The organism is Streptomyces sp. NPDC101152 (genome assembly GCF_044768275.1).
GTDB lineage: Bacteria > Actinomycetota > Actinomycetes > Streptomycetales > Streptomycetaceae > Streptomyces.
In genome coordinates this window covers 102,049-128,787 of the sequence record NZ_JBIWPO010000023.1, presented here as the reverse complement: position 1 = coordinate 128,787, position 26,739 = coordinate 102,049, and the positions used below count along the sequence as shown (strand labels likewise).

Below are 26,739 nucleotides of genomic sequence, written 5' to 3'. Positions count from 1 at the left end.
AGCGGGGAGTCGTGGCGGTTCGCTCCGGCCAGGACTCTGCCGAGCGGGATTCCGTAACCATCTGTCATGCCCGAGCGTTTCAAGCCCTGTTTGCCGCGGTCGACCGGTGAGCGCCCGGCGACCTCGCCGCCGCCGGGGGCCTTGGTGATGGATCCGTCGATGGCGATCTGGTCGAGCACGAGCCCGACGATCCGGTCGTAGGCATCCAGCGCGATCTGCTTGAGCTGGGTGAAGATGCCGAGGGCGATCCACTCGTCGCGGCGGTTGCGGATGGTGGTCGCTGAGCACGTCGTGTCGGCGATTGCCTGGTAGGAGCAGCCGAACCGGAGCAGTTGCAGCAGCTTGTCGAAGACGATCCGGTCGCTGATGCGGCGGCGGTGGCAGCCCAGCGGATGGTCCGGATCGAAGACCGGGCGCTCGGGCAGGAGCGCCGCGAATTGGCCCCAGAGCGGATCGGTCAGCCATGATGGCAGGACGGGCACAGGTCTCCCCAGTGATCACAGAGCGTCGCAACTCCATGATCACGGAGGCCTGTGCCCGCCTTGCGGCTGGGGCTCCCCATACCGCCTATCTGCGCGAGCTCTAATTCACTCGCCCCGCCAGAGCTGTGCCTCCTACAGTGAGATCAGAAAGCAGCGCACCTCCCGGTGCGAAGACAGCGGCTACTTCTCTCTCAAAGAATCCGATGCCGCCGTCGACATGATCTCGGGAGGCGCAGCTCATGGTGGGTGCCCGGTGCGCAGGCAGCGGTTACTTCATTGGATCGGAATGCTGCGGGTTCGAGTCCCGTCACCGACCTCGGGTCGGTGTAGCTCAATCGGTAGAGCATCTGGAAAAGTCCGTCGCCGACCCCTGATCTCGGGCACCCACCTTCTGCTGCGCCCTCCCTACGAAAAAGGAATTCGGGGGAATTCACCATGGCGCGATTCAACACCAAGCGTGCGAAGGCGCAGCCCACCTCGCGCGTCACCTCCACCGGCCGAGTGCTCCGCACCTACGAGGGCGGCCGGGGCCGTGAGCGGGACGCACGCTCCGAACTCTTTCTGCTCGCCGTCGCCAACTTCGTGTCACAGCAGACCTTTTACGAGACCGGGACCGACCGCGACGACCGTTTCGCGCGGCTCGTACGGCAGCTCGCCGTCGAGGACCCGGCGTGGACGGCCGGCCTGCTCCGCTGGCTGCGCGGCGAGGGGAACCTCCGTACCGCCTCCCTCGTGGGCGCCGCCGAGTACGTGAAGGGCCGCCTCGACGCCGGCGCCACCGACGGCCCGGCCAACCGCCAGGTCATCGCCTCCGTACTGCAGCGCCCGGACGAGCCCGGCGAACTGCTCGCGTACTGGACGGCGACGTACGGCCGCAACGTCCCCCAGCCCGTCAAGCGCGGGATCGCCGACGCCGTACGGCGTCTCTACAGCGGCAAGTCGCTGCTGAAGTACGACACCGCGTCCAAGGGATACCGATTCGGCGATGTCCTCAACCTCGTGCACGCCGCGCCGCACGCCGACAGGCCGTGGCAGGGCGAGCTGTTCCGGTACGCCCTCGACCGCCGGCACCACCCGGACACGGCGGCACCGCCCGCCTCGGACGACGTCCTGACCGCGCACCGCGAGCTGATGGCGCTGCCGGTGGAGGAGCGCCGTGCGGTGGTGACCTCCGCGGGCGGTGCCGAGCGGCTCGCGGCGGCCGGGATCACCTGGGAGGCGCTGGCCGGCTGGCTCCAGGGGCCGATGGACAAGGCGGCCTGGGAGGCCGTGATCCCGTCCATGAGTGCGATGGCGCTCGTCCGAAACCTGAGGAATTTCGATCAGGCGGGTGTCTCGGACGAGGTCGCCGCCCAGGTGGCGGCCAAGATCAGCGACCCGGCCGAGGTCGCGCGCTCGCGGCAGTTCCCCTTCCGGTACCTCGCCGCGTACCAGCACGCGCCCTCGCTGCGCTGGTCGTACCCGCTGGAGCAGGCGCTCGGCCACTCGCTGGCCAACGTGCCCGCGCTGTCCGGCCGCACACTGATCCTGGTCGATCGTTCGGGTTCGATGTGGTCGCGTCTGTCGGACCGCTCGGAGCTGAACCGGGCGGACGCGGCGGCGATCTTCGGTACGGCGCTCGCGCTGCGGGCGGCCGAGGCGGATCTGGTCGAGTTCGGCACCACGAGCCGTCGGCTGTCCTTCCGCAAGGGGGAATCGGTGCTGAAGATCCTGGAGCGCTTCGGCGACCTGGGCGGCACCGACACCACCAGTGCGGTGCGCGCCCACTACCGGGGGCAGGACCGGGTGCTGATCGTCACCGACGAGCAGTACGCCTACAGCCGGCACGGCGACCCGACCGAGCAGGTCCCGGCGCACGTGCCGGTCTACACCTGGAACCTGGCCGGGTACCGAGCGGGCCACGGCCCGTCGGGCAAGGCGAACCGGCACACCTTCGGTGGCCTGAGCGACGCGGCCTTCCGCATGGTCCCGTTGCTTGAGACCGCCCAGGACGCGGACTGGCCCTGGGGCGCCTGAGCCGCGCGATCGTGGCCCGCACTTCTCCGGGGGTGCGGGCCACACCCTTGCCCGCGATGGCGACTGACATCTAACATTTTAGTCATGGAGGCCATGCGACCCGTCCAGCGCACCCTTCTCAGGGACCGCGCCTACGCATCCATCCGGGACGCCATCGTGGCCGGGGAGCTGGAGCCCGGTGCGGTGGTGCGGGATGCCGAGCTCGCCGAGCGGCTGGGGCTGTCGCGGGCGCCGGTGCGGGAGGCGTTCTCGCGGCTGGTGGACGAGGGGCTGCTGGAGAGCAAGCCGCAGAGCTACACACGGGTCACCCCGGTGGTCGCCGCCGATGTGCGGGACGCGGCCGCCGTGGTCGGGGCCATGCACGAGTTGGCGACCCGGGTCGCCGTGCCCCGCCTTTTCGCCGCCGACGTGCAGAGCATGCGCGCCGCCAACGAGCGGTTCGCGGCGGCCGTCGGCGCGGGAGACGTCGACGGGGCGCTGCGCGCCGACGACGCGCTGCACGACGTCCTCGTCCGCGTCGCGGGCAACCACGCCGCGGCAGCCACCATCGCCCGTTACACCCCGCTCATCCGCCGGCTGGAGCGCCACCGCTTCGGCGAGGGCGGCACCTGCCGCTCCGCGGGCCTGCACGAGCAGCTGATCGAGGCCTGCGCGGCCGGCGACGCGGACACGGCGGTACGCGTCACCGCGGAGATCTGGCGCGGTCTCGCCGACCTCGTCGAGCTGACCGACACCGGCCGCCCCGACGGTGACCTGACCGACGGCGACTGATCCAGCCTCCGGGAGGACCCATGTCCCTTTCCTCGTACGACCGTTACCCCCTCCTCTTCGGCCCCTCCCCGGTGCACCCGCTGGAGCGCCTCACCGCGCACCTCGGCGGTGCCTCCCTCTGGGCCAAGCGGGAGGACTGCAACTCCGGTGTCGCCTACGGCGGCAACAAGACCCGCAAGCTGGAGTACCTGGTCGCCGACGCGCTCGCCCAGGGCTGCGACACCCTGGTGTCGATCGGTGGCGTGCAGTCCAACCACACCCGCCAGGTCGCCGCCGTGGCCGCGCGTGCCGGGCTCCAGTGCGTCCTGATACAGGAGAGTTGGGTGGACTGGCCGGACTCCGTGTACGACAAGGTCGGCAACATCCTGCTCAGCCGCCTCGCCGGGGCCGACGTTCGGCTGGTGAAGGCCGGCTTCGGTATCGGGTTCAAGGAGAGCTGGGAGCAGGCACTCAGGGAGGTCGAGGAGACGGGCGGCAAGCCGTACGCCATCCCGGCCGGGGCTTCCGACCACCCGCTCGGCGGCCTCGGGTTCGCCGGGTGGGCGCACGAAGTCGCCGAGCAGGAGCGGGATCTGGGCGCCTTCTTCGACACCGTGGTCGTGTGCTCGGTGACCGGCTCGACCCAGGCCGGCATGGTCGCCGGGTTCGCCGCACTGGAGGAGGCCGGCGGACGGCGGCGCCGGGTGCTCGGCATCGACGCCTCGGCCAAGCCGGCCGCCACCGCGGAGCAGATCGTCAGGATCGCCCGGAACACCGGTCGACTCCTCGGAGTGCGGCGTGAGTTGACCGAGGCGGATGTCGAACTGGACGCGCGGTATCACGCCGGTACGTACGGCATCCCCGACGAGCCCACCCTGGAGGCGATGCGCCTCGCCGCCCGCACGGAGGGGATGATCACCGACCCCGTCTACGAGGGCAAGTCGATGGCGGGCATGATCGACCTGGTGTCACGGGGCGAGATCCCCCGGGACTCCACCGTCCTCTACGCCCACCTGGGCGGGCAGCCGGCACTGAACGCGTACAGCGCGCTGTTCTGAGTCCGATGCCTTCCCCGTCAGGCGGCAGAGTTCTCGGGCCGGTTGCCCCTGATCACGAACGACGTCACCAGCAGCGCGGTGAGGGCGATCAGCGCGCCCACGCCGAACGCGCGGGCCGAGCCCTCGGTGAGGATCGCGGCCGGGGTGCCGGACGCGTGGCGGGTCGCCGTGCCGAACACCGTGACCAGCACCGACAGTCCGAGGGTCCCGCCGAGCCACTGGAGGGTCTGCAGGAGGCCCGAGGCGGCGCCCGCCTCGTGGGGCTGGACGCGGGCGAGGATCGTCGCGTTCAGCGGCATCAGGCTGAGCCCGACGCCCATGCCCACCAGGAGGAGCGGGCCCAGCAGACCGGTCGCGTAGCCGTCGTCGGGCCGCAGCCGCCACAGCCACACCGAGGCGCCGACGAGCAGGGTCATGCCCGTGAGGATCAACGGCTTGGCGCCGAGGCGCGGGAGCAGCCGCGGTACCAGCCGCACGGTGGTGAACAGCACCACCGTCATCGGCAGGAAGGCGAACCCGGCGCGCAACGGGCTGAATTCGAGGACCCGTTGGCTGATCAGCGTGAGGAAGTAGAACGCGCCGAACATGCTCGCCGGAAGCAGCAGGACGCCGGCGTAGCCGCCCGCGCGGTTGCGGTCGGAGAACAGCCGGAGCGGCATGATCGGCTGGACGGCCCGGGACTCGACGAAGGTGAAGCCGGCCAGCAGAGCGGCGGCCGTCGTGAACGCGAGCAGCGCCAGGGTGTCGCTCCAGCCCTGTGTCGAGACCCGTATGAAGGCGTACACCAGCGAGGTCATGCCCGCGGTGCCGGTGAGGGCGCCCGCCGCGTCGAAGTGGCCCGCGTGGCGCGGGGTCTCGGTGACCAGGCGGGGGAGGGCGAGGGCGACGCCGATGCCGATCGGCACGTTGATCAGCAGGGACCAGCGCCAGGACGCCCAGGAGGTGAGCATGCCGCCGAGGACGAGACCGATGGAGGCGCCGATGCCGGCCATGGAGGTGTAGACGCCGAGGGCGTGGTGACGGCGCGGGCCGTCCGGGAAGTTGGTGGTGATCAGGGCGAGGGTGCTCGGTGCGATGAGCGCGGCGCCCACGCCCTGCGCCGCGCGGGCCGCGAGCAGCCAGCCGCTGTCGGTGGCGAGCCCGCCGAGCAGCGAGGACCCGGCGAAGAGCAGGGCGCCGACGGTGAGCGTGCGGCGGCGGCCGACGATGTCGCCGACGCGCCCGCCGAGCAGCAGCAGTCCGCCGAAGGCGAGGGTGTAGGCGTTGAGGACCCAGGACAGGCCGGTGCGGCTGAAGCCGAGGTCCTGCTGGATGTCCGGGAGCGCGACATTGACGACGGTGGAGTCCACGCCGACCATCAGATAGGCGGTCACGATCACGACGAGGACGGTGCCGAGCCTGGCAGTGTGCCGGGACGCGGGGGGTGCTTCGGTGGTCGTGGACGGGCTGGACATGGAGTTCTCCCGTTTCGAGGTCCCGGTGGGATGCGTGCGGGCAGCGCGAAGCAACGGAGTGTGGGCAGGTGGAAGGGCCCGCGAGATAACCGGGGACTGTCTCCGTTTAACTCTCGCTAAGATACGGAGAAGGTCCCCGGTTCGCAAGGAGTATCTGGATGGCGCAGGTCAGGCCCATGCGGGCGGACGCCCGGCGGAACTATGAGCGGCTGTTGAAGACCGCGGCGGAGGCCTTCGCCGAGCACGGGGAGAACGCGTCGCTCGACGACATCGCCAAGCGGGCGGGGGTGGGCTCCGGGACGCTGTACCGGCATTTCCCGACGCGGCAGACGCTGCTGGAGGCGGTGTACGTCGACGCCATCGAGGCGCTCGGCGACCGGGCCGACGAGATCGCGAAGGAACTGCCGCCGGGCGAGGCGCTTCAGGAGTGGCTCTACGAGGTGTGCGTCGGCACGATCGAGGTGCGGGGGCTGAAGGCGCTGCTGGGGTCGGCCGTCACGGACGGCAGCAACGCGACGCTCACCGCCTGCGCCACGCACATGAAGGGGGCGGCGGAGCGGCTGGTCGGGGCGGCTCAGCGGGAGGGGACGCTACGGGCGGACGTCGAGCCGATCGACGTGCTGCGGCTGGCCCACGGGGTGTCGTTGGCGGCGGAGCTGGCCAGCGGGGGGAGGGCGAGCATCCGCCAGTACCTGTCGTTGCTGACGGAAGGGTTGCGGACGTAGCTGTGCGGTGCTGTCGCTGGGCGGGGGTGGGCGCGTTGGCCGGCGCTGGCCGGGTGCCGCTGCGCCCACCTGTGCCGCCCTAGCGGCACGATTGCCCGCAGCTGCGCTGATCAGAGGGCTTGGGCTGCCGGTTTCACCATGTTGCGGACCGTGCGGGCCTTGACGAACTGGCCCATGGCTGTCATGTCCCATTCGCCGGAGTACTGGCGGATCAGCTTGGCCATCATCACGCCCGTCTGTGCCTCGGCGTTGGTGAGGTCGAAGCGGACGAGTTCCTCGCCGGTCCCGGCGTCCAGGAGGCGGCAGTACGCCTTGGCGACCTCGGTGAACTTCTGGCCGGAGAAGGAGTTGACCGTGAAGACCAGGCCGGTGACCTCCTGCGGGACACGGCCGAGGTCGACCACGATGACCTCGTCGTCGCCCGCGCCCTCCCCTGTGAGGTTGTCGCCGGAGTGCTTGATCGCGCCGTTGAGGATGGACAGCTTGCCGAAGTAGCAGCTGTCGATGTGGTTGCGTTGCGGGCCGTAGGCGATGACCGACGCGTCCAGGTCGATGTCGGAGCCGCGGTACGCCGGCTCCCAGCCGAGCCCCATCTTGACCTGCGTGAGCAGCGGGCGGCCGCCCTTGACCAGGGAGACGGTCTGGTTCTTCTGGAGGCTGACCCGGCCCTTGTCCAGGTTGATCTTCCCGGCACCGGGAGCCTGGGCCGCGGGCGCCGGAGGCGTCACCGGGGCCTGCATGGCCGGCTGGGGCGGGGCGACGGGTGCCGGGGCGGGCTCCTCGACCGTCACACCGAAGTCGGTCGCGATGCCCGCCAGCCCGTTGGCATACCCCTGGCCCACCGCCCGAGCCTTCCACTGGCCGTTGCGCAGATAGATCTCCACGATCACCAGCGCCGTCTCCGTGCCCAGCTGCGGAGGCGTGAAGGTCGCGAGGACGCCGTTGTCGTCCGTGCCGCGGATCGTGGCCGTCGGTTCGATGCCCTGGAAGGTCTGCCCGGCCGCGTCCGGACTCGCCGTGACCACGACCTTCTCGGTGCCGGGGGGCAGGGCGGCGGTGTCGACGGTGATCGCGTCGGGTGCCGCACCGCCGCCCGACCGGTAGGTCACGCCGGGGCCGTTCGGCTGGTTGTAGAAGATGAAGTCGTCGTCGGAGCGCACCTTGCCGTCGCCCGTGAGCAGCAGGCCCGATACGTCGAGCCGCACCGGGGCGGCGACGTCCACCGTCACACGGCTGACGGGGAGAGGGATGTTCGAGCCGGGGGTCATAGCTGTCATGCCGGGTCAACGAACGAGGTGGCTTTACCGTTCCCTTAAACTTCTACGGCACCACCACGATCTTCCGCCCCACCCCCGCCGCGAACTGCTCCAGCGCCTGCGGATAGCGCTCCAGCGGGATCCGGTCGCTGATGAAGACGTCCGGGTCGAGGACGCCGTTCGCGAACAGCTCGGCCGCGCGTTCGAAGCTGTGCAGGACCGCCATCGAGCCGGTGATGGTGATCTCCTGGTTGTAGATGCGGTACGGGTCGATCGTCACGCGGGTCGCGTAGTCGGCCACCCCGAACTGCAGGAACGTCCCCGCTTTGGACACGCGCCGCAGGCCGTCCTGGATGGCCGCCGCGTTGCCGGTCGCGTCGATCACGACGTCCCAGCCCTGCGGCCGGTCGAGCTCGTCGGCGTTCGGTGCCGAGGCCGAGACCCCCAGGCGGACGGCCGTCTCCAGACGGGCCGGGTTCAGGTCGACGACGTCCACGCTCGCCGCCCCGGTCCGCTTGGCCAGCTCCAGCATCATCAGGCCCATCGTCCCGGAGCCGTAGATCAGGACGTGGGCGCCCAGGCGGGAGGTGAGGACGTCGTAGCCGCGCACGGCGCAGGACAGGGGCTCCACCAGGGCCGCGTCCTGGGTGCGGACGTGCTCGGGCAGCTTCACGCAGTTGGCCACCGGGGCGACGGCGAACTGCGCCGCGCCGCCCGCCGTCGTCACGCCGATCGCGGCCCACCGCTCGCAGAGGTTGTTGTGGCCGTCACGGCAGTAGCGGCACTCGTGGCAGTACAGGGACGGGTCGACCGCCACCCGGTCGCCGACCGCGAGCTCCGTGACCTGGGTGCCGACCCCGACCACCTCGCCCGCGAACTCGTGCCCCGGCACGATCGGCAGCTTGGGCGCGAACTCGCCCTGGAGGATGTGCAGATCGGTGCCGCACAGACCGCACGCGGCGACCTCGACGACGACCTCGCGGGGGCCTGGCGTCGGGTCCGGGACCTCGGCGACGACGGCACGGCCCACGGACTCGATGACGGCGGCCTTCATTTGACGGCTCCCAGCGACAGGCCCTGGACCAGTTTGTCCTGGGCGGCGAACCCCGCGGCGAGCACCGGCAGGGAGATGACGAGCGACGCGGCGCACACCTTCGCCAGGAACAGGCCCTGGCTGGTGATGAAACCGGTCAGGAAGACGGGGGCGGTCTCGGCGACCACGCCCGTCAGGACACGCGCGAACAGCAGCTCGTTCCAGCTGAAGATGAAACAGATCAGGGCCGTGGCGGCGATGCCCGGCAGGGCGATCGGGGCCACCACGCGCGCGAGGACGGTCGGCAGCCGGGCGCCGTCGATCTGCGCCGCCTCGATCACCGCGACCGGCACCTCGGCCAGGAAGGACTGCATCATCCACACGGCGATCGGCAGGTTCATCGAGGTGTACAGGATGACCAGCAGCCAGATGTTGTCCAGCATGTGGGTGTTCTTGGCGAACAGGTAGATCGGCAGGAGCCCCGCGACCACCGGCAGCATCTTCGTGGACAGGAAGAAGAACAGGACGTCCGTCCACTTCTTCACCGGCCGGACCGACAGCGCGTACGCCGCCGGGAGCGCCAGCAGCAGCACCAGCACCGTCGACGCGACCGACGCCACGGCCGAGTTGATCAAGGCCGGCCAGGGGCTCGCCCCGCCGCCCGTGCCGAAGAACTCGCGGTAGCCGTCCAGGGTGAGGGCGGCCCCGAAGGACGGCGGGTTGGTGGCGGCGTCCGCCTCCGAGTGGAAGGACGTCAGGGCCATCCAGGCGATGGGCAGGAAGAACACGATCCCGAGCAGCCAGGCCACCAGGCCCAGTCCGGCGCCCTTGCGGCGCCCGCTGCGAAGTCGTACGGCGACGGTGCTCATCCTCGAGCCACCTCCTCGCGGAACAGGGACGACACCACGCGCAGGGCGAAGGTCGCGATGATGATGGAGCCGATGACCACCAGGACGCCCGCGGCCGAGGCGAGGCCGTTCTCGTGGGCCTGGTAGAAGCTCTGGTAGACGGTGTACGGCAGGTTGGCGGTGCCCAGGCCGCCGGACGTGATGGTGAAGACGGCGTCGAAGTTCTGGACGATGTAGATCGAACCGAGCAGGGCGCCGAGTTCGAGGTAGCGGCGCAGGTGCGGGAGCGTGAGGTGGCGGAAGATCTGCCAGTCGCTCGCGCCGTCCACCCGTGCTGCCTCGATCTGCTGGTGGTCGCGGCTCTGCAGGCCGGCCAGCAGGATCAGCATCATGAACGGCGTCCACTGCCACACCAGGGAGGCCTCGACCGCCAGCAGCGGGGTGTTGGAGATCCAGTCCGGCTGCGGGCCGCCCACGTAGTGCAACAGGCCGTTCAGCAGGCCGTATTCGGGGTTGTAGAGGACGTGCTTCCACAGCAGCGCGGCCGCGACGGGGACCACCAGGAAGGGCGCGATCAGGAGCGTGCGGACGACGCCCCGGCCCCTGAACCTCCGGTCGAGGAGCAGCGCCAGCGCGAGGCCCAGGACCAGGCTGGCCACGACCACGGCGACCGTCAGCAGGATCGTCGTCCACACCGAGTGGCGCAGGTCGGCGTCGCTGAGGACCTGCCGGTAGTTGTCGAGGCCGGTGAAGTGACGGGCCTTCGGGTAGAGGGCGTTCCAGTTGAAGAACGAGATCACCAGAGTGGCCACGAACGGCAGCTGGGTCACCACGATCATGAAGATCAGGGCGGGCAGCAGCGGGGCGCGGGTCGCCCAGGCCTTCAGGCGGCCCGAGGGAACGCCCTGGGTGCGTACGGGAGTTGCGGCTATCGGAGCCGTCGTCGTCGCGGTCATCGTCCCTCGTACTCCTTGGAGATCTTCTCGGCGAGCTTCTGGGACTTCCTCAGGGCCGAGCCGACGGATTGGCGTCCGGCGATGGCCGCGCTGATCTCCTGGGAGACCTTGGTGCCGAGATCGGTGAACTCGGGGATGCCGACGAACTGGATGCCGGGCGCGGGGCGCGGCTGCACCCCCGGGTCGTCGGGCCTGGCGCCTTCGATGGCTGCCTTGGTCATCTCCTGGAAGGAGGCGGCCGACTTGACGTACTCGGCGTTGGTGTAGGTCGAGGCGCGTTTGCCGGCCGGTACGTTGGGCCAGCCGCTGGTCTCGCCGACCAACTGCTCGTACTGCTTGCTGGACGCCCAGGAGACGAACTTCCAGGCGTTGTCCGGGTTGCGGGAGGCCTTCTGGATGCCCCAGGCCCACGTGTAGAGCCAGCCGGAGCTGCCGGTCTTCTCCACGGGGGCCGGCGCGTAGCCGAGCTTGCCCTTGACGGGGGAGCCGTTCGCCTCGAGGGAGCCGGCCGCGGAGGTGGCGTCGTACCACATGGCGACCTTGCCCTGGGTCATGTTGTTCAGGCACTCGGCGAAGCCGGACTGCGCGGCGCCGGACTCGCCGTGCCCCCGGACCAGGTCGACATAGAACTTCGTCGCCTTCTCGAAGGCGGGGGAGTCGAGCCGGGCCTTCCAGTCCTTGGTGAACCAGGTGCCGCCGAAGGTGTTCACGACCGTGGTCAGCGGCGCCATCAGCTCGCCCCAGCCGGGCAGTCCGCGCAGGCAGATGCCCCGCATGCCGGGCTGCGCGCCGTCGACCTGGGCGGCGAGGTCGGCGACCTGGGTCCAGGTCGGGTGCGCGGGCATGGTGAGGTGCTTCGCCGCGAACACGTCCTTGCGGTACATCAGGAAGGACGACTCGCCGTAGAAGGGCTGCCCGTAGAGCTTGCCGTCGTCGGCGGTCAGGGACTGCCGCATCGGCTTCAGCACGTCCTGCTCGTCGTACGCCGGGTCCCCCGCGACGTACGAGTTCATCTCGTGCAGCCAGCCGTTCTTGGCGTAGATGGGGATCTCGTAGTTGGAGAGCGTCGCCACGTCGTACTGGCCGGCCTGGTTGGCGAAGTCCTGGCTGATCTTGTCGCGGACGTCGTTCTCCGGCAGGACGGTGAAGTTCACCTTGATGCCGGTCCCCTTGGTGAAGTGGGCCTTGGTGAGTTTCTGCAGCTCCACCATCTGCGGGTTGTTGACCATCAGGACGTTGACGGAGTCGCCGCCGGAACCGGACCCGCCCGCCCCGGCCCAACAGCCGGAGAGCAGCGGGGCGAGCAGCGTCCCTGCGGCGGCCACCGCGAGCGTGGCTCGCGACGGCCGTCGTCGGCTCTGGGTGCGCATGGATCGCTCCTGGACGTAGTGGGGCATAACGGGCACAGTTCCGCGCGGAAAGCCCCTGTGGTGGTTGGTAGTTCGAAAGCAGGTCCCGGGGGTTCAGACCCGTACGACCTGTGGTCCCAGCAGTGAGTACCGGTGGGCCTCCGCGGACGGCAGCAGGGTGCTGGTGACGATCGCCTCCAGCGCGCCGATCTCCGCGAACCGGCAGAAGCTGACGGCGCCGAACTTGGTGTGCACGCCCGCGAACACGGTGCGCCGCGCGGCCCGGATCGCCTGTGCCTTCACCTCGCTGACGGCCGGGTCGGGGGTGGTCAGGCCGTGCTCGCGGGAGATGCCGTTGGCGCCGATGTAGGCGAGGTCGAGGACGAAACCGGCCAGCATCTTGGTCGTCCAGTGGTCGACGGTGGCCAGTGTGCCGGGCCGCACGCGGCCGCCGAGCAGCAGCACGGAGATGTTGTCGGCCTCGGCCAGGCTGCCCGCGACCGGCAGGGACGCGGTGACCACGGTCAGCGGCCGGTCCCTCGGCAAGGCCTCGGCGATGAGCTGCGGGGTGAAGCCCTCGTCGACGAAGACCGTCTCGGCGTCCCCGAGCAACTCGGCCGCGGCGGTGGCGATCCGGCGCTTCTCGGGGACGTGGCTGGTGGCACGGAAGGCGAGCGTGGTCTCGAAGCCGGCGCTCTCCACGGGGTAGGCGCCGCCGTGGGTGCGGCGGACGAGGCCGTGGTCCTCCAGGGCGCGGAGGTCTCGGCGTACGGTCTCCTTGGCCACGCCGAGTTGGGTGGCGAGGGTGTTGACGTCGACGACGCCGGTGGTGCGGGCGGCGCGCACGATTTCCCGCTGGCGTTCCTCCGCGGTTCTGGTCATTCGGTCACCCGCCCTGCGCTCGTGCTGCCCGTTCGGGCCGTCTGCAGGAAGTTGTACAGCGGGAGCGGGGTGGTGACCAGGCCTGTTACTGGAGGGATCGTGTCCGGGTATGCCCGTTCGGGCGGGGTGCGCCTTGGAGCTCGAAGGGTGGGGATGGTGTGCGGGTGTGAGTCCGTGGTGGCTGGTCGCGCCCCGCGGTGGAGCCGCAGATGTCACGGCCCGCGCCCCTGGAGGGTGGCGCTGGCGCGCCCACCCCAGGGGGCGCCTGTGCCCGAATGGGCGGCGGCCGGGCCCGTTCGGTGCCCGCCCGCCGCGAAAATCAGCCGGTCAGTACGGCCAGATCGGGGGGTCGTTGACGAAGTGGCCGCCCAGGTGGGCGTGGGTGATGTCGTCCGGGTCCAGGTCGCCCTGTTCGGCGATCAGTTTCTCGGCGTACGGTTCGGAGTCGTCCTGCGGTTCGTAGCCGAGGGCGCGTGCGGTCGACAGGTCCCACCACAGGCGGGCGTTGGCCGAGGAGCCGTAGACGACGGTGTGGCCCACGTTCTCGGCGGTCAGGGCCGCGTCGAAGAGCCGGGCGCCGTCGGCGGGGCTCATCCAGATCGAGAGCATGCGCACGCTGGTCGGTTCCGGGAAGCAGGAGCCGATGCGTACCGACACGGTCTCCAGGCCGTGCTTGTCCCAGTACAGCTGGGCGAGGTCCTCGCCGAAGGACTTGGAGAGGCCGTAGAAGGTGTCGGGGCGGCGCGGGGTGTCGATCGGGATGAGCTCGCTCGGATCAAGTGGTGCGTCGCCCTGGGGGCGCGGGGTGAAGCCGACGGCGTGGTTGGAGGAGGCGAAGACGATGCGTCCGACGCCCTCCTCGCGGGCGGCCTCGTACAGGTTGTACGTGCCCTCGATGTTCGCCTTGAGGATCTTCTCGAACGGGGCCTCCAGGGAGATGCCGGCGAGGTGGATGATCGCGTCGACGCCGCGCACGGCCTCCCGCAGGGCCTTCCGGTCGGCCAGATCCGCGGTGATCGCGTCCGGGTCGCCCTCGATCGGGCGCACGTCGAGGAGGCGCAGCTGGTAGCCGAAGGCGGGCAGCAGGTTGCGCATCAGGGTGCCGAGTCCGCCGGCGGCGCCGGTGAGCAGAACGGTGCGGGGGGCTGGCATCCTCGCTTCTCCTTCGGTCGACTGATCGCATACATGTACGGCATTCACATGCGTGGACACGCTGAGGATCTGGGCTTGCGCACGTCAAGTGTCCCATGGAGGCCGGAAATCTGCTCTGTGATGCGGGTTGGCGCGCTTGACCGGCCATGTTGGGGCACTTTAGCGTGGAGCTGTTCAGAAATGTAGACACCAATCATAAGCAGGTAACCGGGAGAGCCCGTGACGCCTGATCCCCTCGCCGCCCGGCTCGGCAACCCCAGCGGGCCGCTCTTCTTCCCCGTCACCGCCTTCGGGCCGGACGGCTCGGTCGACCTCGAGGTCTACCGCGACCATGTCCGCCGCGGGGTGGAGAACGGGGCCGCCGCGGTCTTCGCGTGCTGCGGCACCGGCGAGTTCCACGCGCTCACCCCCGAGGAGTTCGAGCAGTGCGTGCGGGCGGCCGTCGAGGCGGCCGGGGGGCGGGTGCCGGTCGTGGCCGGCGCCGGGTACGGCACCGCGCTCGCCGTGCGCTACGCGCGCGTGGCCGAGGCCGCCGGCGCGGACGGGCTGCTCGCCATGCCGCCGTACCTGGTGGTCGCCGGGCAGGAGGGGCTGCTGCGGCACTACCGGGAGGTGGCGGCCGCCACTGCCCTGCCCGTGATCGTCTACCAGCGCGACAACGCCGTGTTCACCCCGCGGACCGTGGTCACGCTCGCCCGCACGGACGGGATCATCGGCTTCAAGGACGGCGTCGGTGACCTCGACCTCATGCAGCGCATCGTCAGCGCCGTGCGCACCGAGGTCCCCGGCGGCTTCCTCTACTTCAACGGCCTGCCGACCGCCGAGCAGACCCAGCTCGCCTACCGTGCCATCGGCGTCCCGCTCTACTCCTCCGCCGTGTTCTGCTTCGCCCCAAAGATCGCGCTCGCCTTCTACGAGGCGCTCCGCACCGGCGACGACACCACCGCGCACCGCCTCCTGGACGGCTTCTACCGGCCGTTCGTCGAACTCCGGGCCCAGGGCCGCGGTTACGCCGTCGCGCTGGTGAAGGCGGCTGTACGGCTGCGCGGACTGGACGTGGGGGAGGTGCGCCCCCCGCTGCACGAGCCCACCGAGGACCACGTGAAGCAGCTCGCCGAGCTGATCGACCGTGGGTATGCGCTGCTGGAGGAAGGCAAGTGAAGGCGTCGACTTTCGTCTACCCCTGGGACGTCAACGGGGACCCGGAGGCCGCGGACCGCATCGCCGCGCTCGGCGTGGAACAGGTGACGCTGGCCGCCGCCTACCACTCCACGCGCGCGCTCACCCCGCGCCACCCGCGCCACCGCATCGTGACCGCCGAGCACGCTGCCGTGCTGTACCCGGCAGGCGACCGCTGGGAGGGCCGCGAGCTGCGCCCGTACCCGGCCGGCGACTGGGCGCCCGGTGACGCGTACGGCGAGGCGGCCAAAGCCCTCGCATCGGCCGGTCTGGAGGTGCACACCTGGGTCGTCCTCGCGCACAGCTCCCGTCTCGGCGCCGAGCACCCGGACACCTCCGTCGTCAACGCCTACGGCGACCGCTACCCCTGGGCCCCCTGCATCGCCCAGCCCGCCACGCGCGCGTACCTCGTCGACCTCGCCACCGAGGCGGCCGTCCGTCCCGGCGCGCGCGGCACCGAACTGGAGTCGCTGGGCTGGTACGGCCTGCAGCACCTGCACGCCCACGACAAGACCGGCGGGGTCGGCCTCGGCGACGCCGGCCACTACCTGATGGCGCTCTGCTTCTGCCCCACCTGCCGGGAGGGCTATGACGAACAGGGACTGGACGCCGACGAGTTGGCGGCCTCCGTACGGGACTGCCTGGAGCCGCTGTGGCGGGGGGCGCCCGACGGCGGGGGCTGGGCCGGCGTTGAGGGACTGCTCGGCGAGGCCACGGCGGCCGCCACGCGCGCGTGGCGCGACGCAACCGCCCGCACCCTCCAGGAGACGGCGGTCCGCGCGGTGCGCGAGGCGGCCCCCGACGGCTTCCAGGTGCTGCTGCACGCCGACCCGGTGACCTACCACGTCGGCGCCAACGCGGGTGTGGACCCCGAGCACATCCTGTCCGTCGCCGACGGAGTGGTCGTCCCGTGCGCGGGCGGCACAGGCCTGCTGACGCCGTTCGTCGAACAGGGCCGCGAGGGGGCCGTCATCGCCGCCAACCTCCCGGTGGTCGCCGGGATGGGCGGCAGCCCCGACACGCTGGGCGCCGACCTGGCGGAGGCACGAGACCGGGGAGCGACCGAAGTCCGGCTGTATCACGCCGGGTTGGCATCGGACGCCGACCTCGAGGCGGTGCGGTCGGCGCTCGCCGGGCGGTGATGGTGGCCGGTGCGGGCGCCGCCTGCCTCAGCGGCGGGGAATCTCCGGAGTGCGATGAGTTTCGCGGGGAAGGTCGGTCCACCTTTCAGGACCGGAAACCTGAGGAGCACCGCATGACTGACACGACCCTCGACCTCGGACCGCAGACGCGGGTGATCGCGCGGCTGGCGGAAGGCGTGCGCGAGGAGCAGCTGGCGGCACCGACGCCGTGCCCGGGCTGCGCGGTACGCAGCATGCTGGGCCATGTGCTCGGCCTGTCCGTCGCCTTCCGGGACGCCGCGCGCAAGGACCTGGGTGCCATGACCGACAGCGCGCCGGACGTGGCCGCCTCCGGGCTCGGTCCCGGCTGGCGCGCGGAGCTGCCGAAGGTCCTCGACGAACTCGCCGACGCCTGGCGCGACCCGGCCGCCTGGACCGGCATGACCCGCGCGGGTGGCGTGGACCTGCCCGGCGCGGTGGCCGCCGCCGTCGCCGTCGACGAGCTGGTGATCCACGGCTGGGACCTGGCCCGTGCCACGGGACAGCCGTACGAGCCGGACCCGGCCGCACTACGGGTCTCCCACGACTTCCTGTACGCGGCCGCCGAGGACCCGAGCCGGGGCGGCGGCATCTTCGGGCCCGTCGTGCCCGTGCCGGACGAGGCGCCGCTGCTCGACCGGGCGGTGGGGCTGAGCGGACGCGATCCCGGCTGGAGGCCGTAGCCGCTGGTACCGGACTTCCTTTGTCGGAAGCATTGACGAACCCGGCGCCTCCTCCTACCTTCAACCGCGTCGTACTTCGTACGTCATATATGAGACGCGATACATGAGAGGCGCGCATGACCTTGGTGCCCACGCCGATCCCCTCCCGCACGCAGTACGTGCTGGAGGAGATCAAACGTCGCATCCTCACCGGGTGGCTGACGCCCGGTCAGGCCCTGGTGGAGACCGAGCTCGCCGCGCAGTTCGGGGTGTCCAAGACCCCGGTGCGGGAGGCGCTCAAGACCCTGGCCGGGACCGGACTGGTCGTGATGAGCCAGTACAAGGGCGTCACGGTGCGCATGGTGGACGCGGACATGGCGCGCGAGGTCTACGACGTGCGGTTGCTGCTCGAACCCGAGGCACTCAGGCGAACCGTCAGCAGGCGCGCCTCCCTCGACGCGGCCCGCGAGGCGCTGACGCGCGCCGAAGGCGCCGAGGACACCGCCGAACGCTCTCTCGCCAACCGGGAGTTCCACCGCGCCCTGTACCTGCCCTGCGGCAACCCGCTGCTCGGCCGGATGCTCGACGAACTCCGCGACCAGGCCGCCCTCGTCTCCGCGGTGGCCTGGGCCGCCTCGCCCTCCTGGGAGCGGGAGGCCGGCGAGCACCGGGAGATCCTGCGACTGGCCTCGGAGGGTGACGCGGACGGTGCCGCGCGCGCCCTGCACGACCACATCGCGTCGTTCGTCGAGCGAGCGTACCCCCGGGCAGCGGCAGAGGAAGGGCAGGCATGAGCAGCGTGACGTTCGAGGCCGGGCGATCGGCGCTGGCCGACGTGGTGGCGATCCCGGTGACCCCGTTCGCCGAGGACGGCTCCGTCGACCAGGAAGCCCACCGGGCGTTGCTGCGCCGGCTGCTGGAGGGCGGGGTGCGCATCCTCACCCCGAACGGCAACACCGGCGAGTTCTACGCCCTCACCCCCGAAGAGCGCCGTCTCGTCACGGAGTTGACCGTCGAGGAGGCCGGTGACCGCGCCACGATCCTCGTCGGTGTCGGCCATGACGTGCCCACCGCCGTCGCCTCCGCCCGCCACGCCCGTGAGCTCGGCGCCCAGATGGTCATGGTCCACCAGCCCGTCCACCCCTACGTCTCACAGGCCGGCTGGGTCGACTACCACCGGGCCATCGCCGAGGCCGTCCCCGAGCTGGGCGTCGTCCCCTACATCCGCAACGGCCAGCTGTCCGGCTTCCGCCTCGGCGAACTCGGCCACGCCTGCCCGAACGTCATCGGCGTCAAGTACGCCGTCCCCGACGCGGCCAGGTTCGCCGCCTTCGCGCGGGACGCGGGGCTCGACCGGTTCGTGTGGGTGGCGGGGCTCGCGGAGCCGTACGCACCCTCCTACTTCTCGGCGGGCGCCACCGGCTTCACCTCCGGACTGGTGAACGTCGCCCCGTCCGTCTCGCTGAACATGCTGGAAGCACTTCGATCCGGCGACTATCCCGCCGCGATGAAGGTCTGGGAGCAGATCCGCCGCTTCGAGGAACTGCGCGCCGCGAACGGTTCCGCGAACAACGTCACCGTCGTCAAGGAGGCCCTGGCCTCCCTCGGGCTGTGCCGCCGGGACGTCCGCCCGCCGAGCCGGACGCTCCCGGAGGACGAACGCGCCGAGGTCGCCGCCATCGCCGCGGGGTGGTCCGTATGAGCGACAGAGCGCGACTGAGTCCGGAGGAACTGCGCAGCCACCAGTGGTACGGCACCGAAGGCCAGTTGCGCACCTGGTCGCACAACGCCCGGATGCGCCAGCTCGGTTACGAGGCCGAGGAGTACCGGGGCCGCCCGGTGATCGCCGTCCTGAACACCTGGTCCGACATCAACCCCTGCCACGTCCATCTGCGGGAGCGCGCCGAGGCGGTCAAGCGGGGAGTGTGGCAGGCCGGCGGCTTCCCGCTGGAGTTCCCGGTCGCCACGCTGTCGGAGACGTACCAGAAGCCGACCCCGATGCTCTACCGCAACCTGCTCGCGATGGAGACGGAGGAGCTGCTGCGGTCGTACCCGATCGACGCGGCGGTGCTGCTCGGCGGCTGCGACAAGTCGACGCCCGCCCTGCTCATGGGCGCGGCCTCGGCCGACGTGCCGTCCCTCTTCGTGCCCGCGGGGCCCATGCTGCCCGGGCACTGGCGCGGGGAGATCCTCGGCTCCGGCACCGACATGTGGAAGTACTGGGACGAGCACCGCGCCGGCAACCTGACCGACTGCGAACTGCGCGAACTGCAGGGCGGGTTGGCGCGCTCCCCGGGCCACTGCATGACCATGGGGACCGCCTCCACGATGACCGCGGCGGCGGAGGTCCTCGGCATGACGCTGCCGGGCGCCTCCTCCGTCCCGGCCGTCGACTCGGGGCACGAGCGGATGGCGGCCGCCTCCGGGCGCCGTGCCGTGGAGCTGGCCTGGACGGCGCTGAAGCCGTCGGAGATCCTCACCCGCGAGGCCTTCGAGGACGCCGTCACCACGGTGCTCGGGCTCGGCGGCTCCACCAACGCCGTCATCCACCTCATCGCGATGGCCGGGCGCTGCCAAGTCCCGCTCACCCTGGACGACTTCGACCGCATCGCCCGGACCGTGCCGGTGCTCGCCGACGTCCGCCCCGGAGGACGGACGTACCTCATGGAGGACTTCTACTTCGCCGGCGGTCTGCCCGCCTTCCTCTCCCGGATCACCGACCTGCTGCACCTCGACCGGCCGACGGTCAACGGGACCTTGGGGAAGCAGATCGGGGGCGCGGTCGTCCACAACGACGACGTCATCCGTACCCGCGAGAACCCGGTCGCCGCCGAGGGCGGGGTCGCGGTGTTGCGCGGCAACCTCTGCCCGGACGGCGCCGTCATCAAGCACATCGCCGCCGAGCCGCACCTGCTCAGGCACACCGGTCCCGCGGTCGTCTTCGACGACTACAGGACCATGCAACGCACCATCGACGACCCGGAGTTGAACATCACCGCCGACAGCGTGCTGGTGCTGCGCAACGCCGGACCCAAGGGCGGCCCGGGCATGCCCGAGTACGGCATGCTGCCCCTCCCCGACCACCTGCTCAAGCAGGGCGTGCGGGACATGGTCCGGATCTCCGACGCCCGGATGAGCGGCACGAGCTACGGCGCGTGCGTACTGCACGTCGCACCGGAGTCGTACGTCGGCGGACCGCTGGCCCTGGTCCGCACCGGCGACTCCATCACCCTCGACGTCGAGGCACGCACCCTCCAACTCAATGTGACGGACGAGGAGTTGGAACGCCGACGGGCGGAGTGGACGCCACCGCCCACCCGCTACGAACGCGGCTACGGCGCCCTCTACAACGACCAGATCACCCAGGCGGACACCGGCTGCGACTTCAGGTTCCTGTCCAGCCCGGGCAAGGTCCAAGATCCCTACGCCGGTTGACGAGTCCCAGCGACGCGCGTAGAAACCTGTCATGCATAAGTCACTGCGTTTCGTGGCCGTCGCCGCCACCTGTGCCGTCGCCGGCGCCGCCCTCTACGGCGCCGGCGCGGCCACCGCCGGACAGTCCACCGCGAACTCCACCCATGAGCCGTACAACATCGGGCTCCTGGTGAAGGACATCGACACCTACTACGGCACCACAGTGGACGCGGGCGGCGTGTACCAGGCGTCCCCGACCAGCCCGTACGCCAAGGACCTCGCGCGCATCGACGCCGCCGCCCGCAAGTACATCGACCAGGCGGCCCGCAAGGCGCACCACCGGGGCGAGAAGCCGGCGGTCATGTTCGACATCGATGACACGCTGCTGCTCAGCCTCGACTACGAGAAGCGCTACAACTACACGTACAACGGCACCACCTGGGCCGACTACGTGAACAAGGCGGACCGTCCTGGCGTCTTCGGCAGTGCCGAGCTCGTCCAGTACGCGGCCAAGAAGGGCGTCGAGGTCTTCTACAACTCCGGCCTGAGCGAGGCGCAGCGCACCGCAGCGGTCGAGAACCTGAAGAAGATCGGCGCCGATGTGAACCTCGACGCCGACCACGTGTTCCTCAAGGACAAGGCCAACCCGCCGGCCTACCTGAGCTCCTGCGCCACCCCGGGCACCTGGACCTGCACGACCGTCCAGTACAAGTCCGCGACACGCAAGCACATCGAGGACGACCTCGGCTACGAGATCGTCGCCAACTTCGGCGACCAGTACTCGGACCTGGACGGCGGTTACGCCGACCGTGGGTACAAGCTGCCGAACCCGACGTACTTCGTGAGCTAGGGCCGCTGTATCAGCCGCTCACGGGCCGGATCGACTGCAGGGTGGGCACGACCGGTTCGATCGTGCCGTCGGCCGCGAACCGGAGGCGGTCGACGGTGGTTTCGCGGTGCGTGCCGTCGCCGCCGGGCCTGCCGGGTCCGTTGAGGGCGAACCGGTGGTATGCGACATACCACTGATCGGTGCCCGGCACGTTCACCACCGAGTGGTGCCCGGTGCCGAGGATCCCGTACTCGGGGCGCTTGGACAGGATCGTCCCCCGCTCGGTCTACGGGCCGAGCGGGGACGGTCCCGTCGCGTAGGCGACGTGGTAGTCCTCGCTGCGGGTGTCGTCCTCGGACCACATGAGGTAGTACGTGCCGTTCCGCTTGATCACGAAGGAACCCTCACGGAACTTGTCCGGGGTGATGTCCTTGATCTTCGCGGGGTCGTACGAGGTCATGTCCGGGTTCAGCGGCACGACGTACGCGTGCCCGTTGCCCCAGTACAGGTACGGCGTCCCGTCGTCGTCCGTGAACACGGCCGGGTCGATCATCTGGCCGCTCAGCTGCCCCTTCGCCACCAGGGGCTTGCCCAGCGCGTCCCGGAACGGGCCGGCCGGCGAGGCGGCCACCGCGACCCCGATCTGCTGTTCGGCGCAGAAGTAGAAGTAGTACCGGCCGTCGCGCTCGGCGATCGTGGGCGCCCAGGCGTGGTCGTCCGCCCAGGAGACGTCCCGCTCCAGGTCGAGAACGACCCCGTGGTCCTCCCAGTGGACGAGGTCGGGCGAGGAGTACGCCCTGAAGCTCCGGCTGCCCCAACCCGGGGTGCCGTCGGTCGTGGGGTGGATCCAGTACCGGCCGTCCAGGTGGTGCACGTCCGGATCGGCGGTCAGGCCGGGCAGGACCGGGCTGCCGGTGGGGACGGCCTCGACGGTCCAGGTGCGGCTCGTCCCGTCGGCGGCCGTGACGGTGTACGTCTGCGGGGTGCGGAAGTCGCGCCGGGTACCGGACGCCGGCGCCGAGGTCGCGCCCTTGCCCACCGTCAACTCCGGGGCGAGGCGGGCGAGATCGGCGTCGGGCTCCATCGGCAGGACGACCTTCGAGGTGGCCTCGGTGACGACGGCGTACCCCCTCTGGTCCGTCACCGTCGCGTCCACGACCGAGGTGGGGGTGGTGGGGTAGGCGGACAGTAGCCGGTCGTACTCCTCCCGCGTCACCGGAAGTACCGAGCCGTGCCGGGGACTCGGGGGGAGCTGGTGGTTCTCGCACATGGTCCATGCGCCGGAGTCGAGATCGGTGGTCTCGAAGGGGACGTAGCCGCGGTCGCCGTACTCGTCGATGAACAGGTACCACCGCTCGCCGGTGTTGGACCGGAAGACCGTCGGCCCCTCGCCGTGGTCGAGCCGGCCGCTGCCGACGCCGTCGGCGACGAACGCGTACTCGGTCGACGTCAGGTTCCTCGACTTCTCGACGGTGATGAACTTCGAGCCGGGAGAGCCGGAGGACGGGTCGCGTTCGTCCTTGGTGTAGCGGTAGTAGGTGTCCTGGTGCCTGATCACCGTCGAGTCGATGACCGAGTGGCCGGGGTCCGCCCAGACCCGGGCCGTGCTGAAGGTGCGGAAATCCCTGGTCGTGGCGTACATCATGCGGTTGTACGTGTCCCCGGTGTGGTCCTGATCGTCGTCGGCGTACAGCTTGGAGGCCCAGAACACGACGTACTCACCCAGCGACTCGTCCCAACAGGCCTCCGGCGCCCAGGCGTTGCCCGCGTTGTCCGGGGCCACCCGCACCAGCCGCTGGTCGGTCCAGTGGACCAGGTCGGTGGACTCCCAGACCATGATCGACCTGCTGCCGTGCCGCTGGACCTCGTCCCAACTGCCGCTGCTGTCGCCGTACATGCGCAGGTCGCTGGCGATCAGATAGAACCTGTCCCCCTGCGGGGAGCGGATCACGAACGGGTCGCGCAGTCCCTTCTCGCCGACGGTCGAGGTGAGGACCGGCCTGCCCTCGTTCAGTTCGCGCCAGTGCAGGGGGTCGTCACCGCGGCTGAGGGCGTAGCGGATCTGTTCGCCGTCGGCGGTGCCCTCACCGGTGAAGTAGGCGAAGAGGTAGCCGGCGTACGTGGGCTGGTTCACGGGCAGTCCTGTCGGAATGTGATTGTTTCTGTTGAGTGTGTTGTGCCTCCATGTAAGCGAACGCCCCGCCGGTCGTCACCGGCGGGGCGCTCCTTCGCCGACGAGGGGGGCTCAGTCGGCGGCTGCTGACCGAGGGGGGCTCAGGTCAGCAGGTCCACGCAGTCGAACGACGTGCCGGCGCTGAGATAGGCGCCGTCACCCGAGCCGCTCACCACGTTGATCTTGAGGACGTTGTACTGGTTCACGTCCGTCTTCCACACACTGGAAGGGACGTTGAAAGTGAAGGTGTGGTTGTTTCCGCGGTACGAACCCGTGGTGAGGGAGCGTGTGGTGGGCTGTGCGGGGGATGCGGGAACGGCCGAGACCCAGTCGTTCACGGTGACCCGGGGCCGGCCGCCGGAGAACGCGTCCGTCACCCCGATCCGCAGCGTGTGCGCGGCCGCGGCCTGGGCCCTGGTCAGCTTGAAGTAGACCAGGACGCCGTCGTTGACGTCCTTCCACAGGTAAGCGGGGAAGGACGCGGCCTCGCTCCCGCCGCCGATCGTGACGTTGCCGGTCCACTTGGCCGCCCGGGCGTCGGACGGATGGGCGTACGTCATCAGCTTGGCGTTCTTGAACTCGCCGGGCGTGCCGTCCCAGTCGCCGAGCCGCCACACGGTGGCCGCGGTGGACGGGTCGCCGGTGACGGCCAGGGTGTGCAGGGACGTCGTTTCGCCGGCGCTGACCTTCACCGTCTGTGTGTGGACGGCGAGTTCGTTCTTGTAGACGGTCAGCGTGTAGGTCCCCGGGAGCATGCCCGGGCAGGTGAAGGCGCCGGTGCCGGCCGTCGCCCTCGCCCAGTACTGGGCGTCCCTGTTGGCGAAGCCCACGGTGTAGGCGTACTTGGGGTCCATGCCCTTGAGGCCGACTCCCGCCACCTGGCCGCGTCCCACCCTGCCGACCCAGCCGGTGATGCCGAGGCCGTCCACCCAGGAGGTGTCGAGCCGGTCGTGGGCGAGGGCCGCCGAGGGCGCGCCGCCGTCCGTGAAGGCGATGACGTACGGGCCCTGGAGGCCGAAACGTTCCGCCTCGGTCTGGGCCTCGTTGTAGTGCAGGATCTCGTACAGGCCCGCGCCGCCCTCGTTCGAGTGGCGCAGCAGGGAGCGGTAGAACGGGCCGCCGGAGGCCTTCTCGTGGTTGGAGCGGACAAGCCACAGGCCGACCGAGCCCGTCGTGAAGCCGACCTGGTCGTAGTCGATGGTCCGCTTGCCCGAGTAGTGCTTGGAGTGGGTGGTGCCGTCCGGGGCCCGCCACACGTCACCGGCCTCGATGATCGTGTCCTTCGTCGAGTCCCAGGCGTCCGAGCCGGTGTTGGGGAACATGCCGGACTTGACGCGGACGATGTAGCGGGTCGCGGTGAAGGAGGCGTCCGCCTTGTTCGTCCACAGGTAGACGTTGTTCTGGCCGCTGCGGGCCGCGTACCACTGGGTGACGGGCCCGTGCACGACCTTGATCAGGATTGTCGCCCCGGACTGCCGGACGCTGACGGTGGAGGCACCGAGACCCGACTCGACGTGCGAGTGCTTGCCGCCGTACCCCTCGTACTCCTTGCCCCGGTAGACGAGGGAGGTGAGGTCGCCGGTCGACTTGGAGACCTTGAAGACCAGGAAGGCCCCGGTGTCGACGACATAGTTCGCGCCGTCGTCGCGGTAGCCGAAGGTCGCGGCGGACGCGGACGCGGTCCCGAGGAGACCGGTGCCGCCAGCGACGGCGGCGCCGGTGGCGGCCACGCCGATCGCGGAGGCCCCGAGCACTCTTCTGCGGGTGAGGTGCTTCTTGTGCGCGCTCAAGGGTCGAGTTCCCGTCGTACTTGAATTTTCACTCAGGTGGGTGGAGGGAGCATTGCGCCCCCTGGTTGCCACCGCGGAGCGAAAAGGTTGCCGCCCGCTTCGGAAGCACTAGGACGTGTGAGCTGTGAAGCCGCCGCCCACCGCGCGTTGCCAGCCGTCCGCCGTCGCCGTGATCGTGTAGGAGTCGTCCTTGGCGTCCCGTCCGCCGCGCTGGTGGTTGTACTGCCCGGCGAACAGCCACTCGCCCTTGGGGACGGTTCGGCCCGCCTTCAGCACCCACGTGTAGACCAGGAAGCCGTCCTGCTCGCCCACCGTGAGGGTGAAGTCCTGCTCCGGCAGTGTGCGCCAGGCGCCGGTCGAGGTCACCCCGCCGGTCTGCGCGACCTTCAACCGGACCGTCAGTGCGGTGAGTTCCCGGGCCGCCTTGATCGTGATGTCGCTCTGCGCCCAGTAGTCGTTGCTGTGCGGATCCACCGACCCGTCCGACCCCAGCGGGCCGTCGCTCTCGCCGCCAGCCGACGGCGGTACGGAGGCGGAGGGCGGCGCGGTGGACGGGGCGCCGCTCGGCCCGTGCGACCCGGACGCCCGGCTCGGATCCGGGTGCACCGGGGGTAGGGTCGCCCGGCTCGTCGCGTCCGGTGAGGGCGCGGGGGTCGGCGATACCTCGACCGTCTGCTGCGGCGCCTTGTGGTCCTTGACCGCGGACGCCACCGCGTACCCGCCGACCGCGAGCATGCCGGCGACCGCGGCCGTGGCGCCCACCACCCGGGCCCAGCCCCACAACGGCGGGCGCGTGGCCCGGTGGTCGCGACGCTCCTTGCGGGTCATGCCCTGCTCGACGCGGGCCAGGATGCGGGCCCGGTCCGGCTCGTGCGCCCCGGCCGCCTCGTGCAGCCGGGCGCGCAGCTCGTCGTGCACGTCCTGCTGCCTCATCGGTCCGTTCCTCCGGTCTCGTCACCGCGTGCCATCGCCGCGTGCACCTTCTGGGGAGCGTCCTGGGAACCGAGGATCCGCTGCAGCTCGGCCATCCCCTTGGACGTCTGGGACTTAACCGTACCGACGGAAACACCCAGCGCGAGCGCGGTGTCCTTCTCCGAGAGGTCGAAGGCGTGGCGCAGCACCACGCACGCCCGCTTGCGGAACGGCAGCCTGCGCAGGGCCTCCTGCACGTCGACCACGCCCGCCACGTCCGGGTCCTCGGTCCTCTCCGCGCGCTGCGACCAGAACAGCGAGATCCGGCGGCGCTCGCGTACGGCGCTGCGGATCCGGGTGCGGGCCAGGTTGGCGACGACTCCACGGGCGTACGCGACCGGATGGTCGGCGGCGCGCACCCGGTCCCACCGGTGCCACAGGGCGAGCAGCGCGTCCGCCGCCAGATCGTCGGCGGCGTCCGCCTCGCCGGTCAGCAGATGGGCGAGCCGGGACAGTTCGGCGTAGTGCCGCTCGAAGAAGGCATGGAACTCCATGGAGGCCGCGTCGTCGACGACAGTGCCCACGGGCACCCTTCCTGTGCGTGTCATGTGGATGACATGTGACCATCCGGGGCGTACCCGGGCGAGATCGCGAAGCGT

At 70.6% G+C, this 26,739-nt stretch carries 23 protein-coding genes and 1 pseudogene; 11 read left to right on the top strand and 13 right to left on the bottom strand.

The features are described 5' to 3' along the window. A partial coding sequence (locus ACIRVK_RS27045; RefSeq protein WP_404251371.1) for a transposase occupies positions 1-482 on the bottom strand: 482 nt, incomplete at its 3' end. Positions 483-917: 435 nt separating this feature from the next. Between ACIRVK_RS27045 and ACIRVK_RS27040 the strand changes: the two genes are divergently transcribed. The 3 genes from ACIRVK_RS27040 (at position 918) to ACIRVK_RS27030 (ending at position 4,306) form a co-directional block, all read left to right on the top strand. Further along, positions 918-2,498 (top strand): TROVE domain-containing protein, encoded by a 1,581-nt coding sequence (locus tag ACIRVK_RS27040; RefSeq protein WP_404251369.1) that lies wholly within the window; start codon positions 918-920, stop codon positions 2,496-2,498. 84 nt (positions 2,499-2,582) lie between these two features. Further along, positions 2,583-3,269: a GntR family transcriptional regulator gene (locus tag ACIRVK_RS27035; protein WP_404251367.1), complete on the top strand. Its 687-nt coding sequence runs from the start codon at positions 2,583-2,585 to the stop codon at positions 3,267-3,269. Between the two features lie 20 nt (positions 3,270-3,289). Further along, positions 3,290-4,306 (top strand): 1-aminocyclopropane-1-carboxylate deaminase, encoded by a 1,017-nt coding sequence (locus ACIRVK_RS27030; RefSeq protein WP_404251365.1) that lies wholly within the window; start codon positions 3,290-3,292, stop codon positions 4,304-4,306. Positions 4,307-4,323: 17 nt separating this feature from the next. On the opposite strand, the gene ACIRVK_RS27025 is transcribed toward ACIRVK_RS27030, so the two are convergent. Next, entirely contained in the window at positions 4,324-5,760 is a 1,437-nt protein-coding gene (locus ACIRVK_RS27025) for an MFS transporter (protein WP_404251363.1), read from the bottom strand. 158 nt (positions 5,761-5,918) lie between these two features. On the opposite strand from ACIRVK_RS27025, the gene ACIRVK_RS27020 reads away from it, so the two are divergent. Beyond that, positions 5,919-6,485, top strand: a complete 567-nt coding sequence (locus ACIRVK_RS27020; RefSeq protein ID WP_404251361.1) for a TetR/AcrR family transcriptional regulator — start codon at positions 5,919-5,921, stop codon at positions 6,483-6,485. Between the two features lie 110 nt (positions 6,486-6,595). On the opposite strand, the gene ACIRVK_RS27015 is transcribed toward ACIRVK_RS27020, so the two are convergent. The 7 genes from ACIRVK_RS27015 to ACIRVK_RS26985 form a co-directional block, all read right to left on the bottom strand. Continuing rightward, the gene (locus tag ACIRVK_RS27015) at positions 6,596-7,753 is read right to left on the bottom strand and encodes a TerD family protein (RefSeq protein ID WP_404251384.1); all 1,158 of its coding nucleotides are present in this window, start codon (positions 7,751-7,753) and stop codon (positions 6,596-6,598) included. A 52-nt stretch (positions 7,754-7,805) separates the two neighbouring features. Continuing rightward, positions 7,806-8,795, bottom strand: coding sequence for a zinc-dependent alcohol dehydrogenase family protein (locus ACIRVK_RS27010; RefSeq protein WP_404251359.1), 990 nt, complete (start codon positions 8,793-8,795; stop codon positions 7,806-7,808). Beyond that, positions 8,792-9,643, bottom strand: a complete 852-nt coding sequence (locus tag ACIRVK_RS27005) for a carbohydrate ABC transporter permease (RefSeq protein ID WP_404251357.1) — start codon at positions 9,641-9,643, stop codon at positions 8,792-8,794. Before ACIRVK_RS27005 ends, ACIRVK_RS27010 begins: the two co-directional genes overlap by 4 nt. Continuing rightward, positions 9,640-10,578 (bottom strand): carbohydrate ABC transporter permease, encoded by a 939-nt coding sequence (locus tag ACIRVK_RS27000; protein ID WP_404251355.1) that lies wholly within the window; start codon positions 10,576-10,578, stop codon positions 9,640-9,642. The genes ACIRVK_RS27005 and ACIRVK_RS27000 overlap by 4 nt, the downstream gene beginning before the upstream one ends. Beyond that, positions 10,575-11,948 carry an ABC transporter substrate-binding protein gene (locus tag ACIRVK_RS26995; RefSeq protein WP_404251354.1) on the bottom strand — a complete coding sequence of 458 codons (1,374 nt, stop codon included), beginning with the start codon at positions 11,946-11,948 and terminating at the stop codon, positions 10,575-10,577. The genes ACIRVK_RS27000 and ACIRVK_RS26995 overlap by 4 nt, the downstream gene beginning before the upstream one ends. 93 nt (positions 11,949-12,041) lie before the next feature. Further along, complete coding sequence (locus ACIRVK_RS26990) at positions 12,042-12,809, bottom strand: DeoR/GlpR family DNA-binding transcription regulator (RefSeq protein ID WP_404251352.1); 768 nt, start codon at positions 12,807-12,809, stop codon at positions 12,042-12,044. A gap of 327 nt (positions 12,810-13,136) precedes the next feature. Next, positions 13,137-13,961 (bottom strand): NAD-dependent epimerase/dehydratase family protein, encoded by an 825-nt coding sequence (locus ACIRVK_RS26985; RefSeq protein ID WP_404251350.1) that lies wholly within the window; start codon positions 13,959-13,961, stop codon positions 13,137-13,139. A gap of 219 nt (positions 13,962-14,180) precedes the next feature. Here ACIRVK_RS26985 and ACIRVK_RS26980 point away from each other — a divergent pair, with 219 nt between their 5' ends. From ACIRVK_RS26980 to ACIRVK_RS26950, 7 genes are all read left to right on the top strand, one after another. Beyond that, on the top strand, positions 14,181-15,122 hold the full coding sequence (locus ACIRVK_RS26980; RefSeq protein ID WP_404251348.1) for a 5-dehydro-4-deoxyglucarate dehydratase: 942 nt from the start codon (positions 14,181-14,183) through the stop codon (positions 15,120-15,122). Next, a complete protein-coding gene (locus ACIRVK_RS26975; protein ID WP_404251346.1) occupies positions 15,119-16,282 on the top strand; it encodes a hypothetical protein in 1,164 nt (387 codons plus the stop codon). The genes ACIRVK_RS26980 and ACIRVK_RS26975 overlap by 4 nt, the downstream gene beginning before the upstream one ends. Positions 16,283-16,395: 113 nt before the next feature. Further along, complete coding sequence (locus ACIRVK_RS26970; protein WP_404251344.1) at positions 16,396-16,983, top strand: TIGR03086 family metal-binding protein; 588 nt, start codon at positions 16,396-16,398, stop codon at positions 16,981-16,983. 116 nt (positions 16,984-17,099) lie between these two features. After that, the gene (locus tag ACIRVK_RS26965; RefSeq protein WP_404251342.1) at positions 17,100-17,756 is read left to right on the top strand and encodes a GntR family transcriptional regulator; all 657 of its coding nucleotides are present in this window, start codon (positions 17,100-17,102) and stop codon (positions 17,754-17,756) included. Beyond that, positions 17,753-18,664, top strand: coding sequence for a dihydrodipicolinate synthase family protein (locus ACIRVK_RS26960; protein ID WP_404251340.1), 912 nt, complete (start codon positions 17,753-17,755; stop codon positions 18,662-18,664). The genes ACIRVK_RS26965 and ACIRVK_RS26960 overlap by 4 nt, the downstream gene beginning before the upstream one ends. After that, complete coding sequence (gene araD / locus ACIRVK_RS26955; RefSeq protein WP_404251338.1) at positions 18,661-20,397, top strand: L-arabinonate dehydratase; 1,737 nt, start codon at positions 18,661-18,663, stop codon at positions 20,395-20,397. Before ACIRVK_RS26960 ends, araD begins: the two co-directional genes overlap by 4 nt. Before the next feature lie 31 nt (positions 20,398-20,428). Further along, positions 20,429-21,226: an HAD family acid phosphatase gene (locus tag ACIRVK_RS26950; protein ID WP_404251336.1), complete on the top strand. Its 798-nt coding sequence runs from the start codon at positions 20,429-20,431 to the stop codon at positions 21,224-21,226. Between the two features lie 10 nt (positions 21,227-21,236). On the opposite strand, the pseudogene ACIRVK_RS26945 reads toward ACIRVK_RS26950, so the two are convergent. From ACIRVK_RS26945 to ACIRVK_RS26930, 4 genes and pseudogenes are all read right to left on the bottom strand, one after another. Then, positions 21,237-23,339: pseudogene (locus tag ACIRVK_RS26945) on the bottom strand (family 43 glycosylhydrolase). 140 nt (positions 23,340-23,479) lie between these two features. Further along, complete coding sequence (locus ACIRVK_RS26940; protein WP_404251334.1) at positions 23,480-25,168, bottom strand: rhamnogalacturonan lyase B N-terminal domain-containing protein; 1,689 nt, start codon at positions 25,166-25,168, stop codon at positions 23,480-23,482. 108 nt (positions 25,169-25,276) lie between these two features. Then, positions 25,277-26,101: a hypothetical protein gene (locus tag ACIRVK_RS26935; protein ID WP_404251332.1), complete on the bottom strand. Its 825-nt coding sequence runs from the start codon at positions 26,099-26,101 to the stop codon at positions 25,277-25,279. Next, positions 26,098-26,664: a SigE family RNA polymerase sigma factor gene (locus tag ACIRVK_RS26930; protein WP_404251330.1), complete on the bottom strand. Its 567-nt coding sequence runs from the start codon at positions 26,662-26,664 to the stop codon at positions 26,098-26,100. The genes ACIRVK_RS26935 and ACIRVK_RS26930 overlap by 4 nt, the downstream gene beginning before the upstream one ends. Positions 26,665-26,739 lie beyond the last annotated feature (75 nt).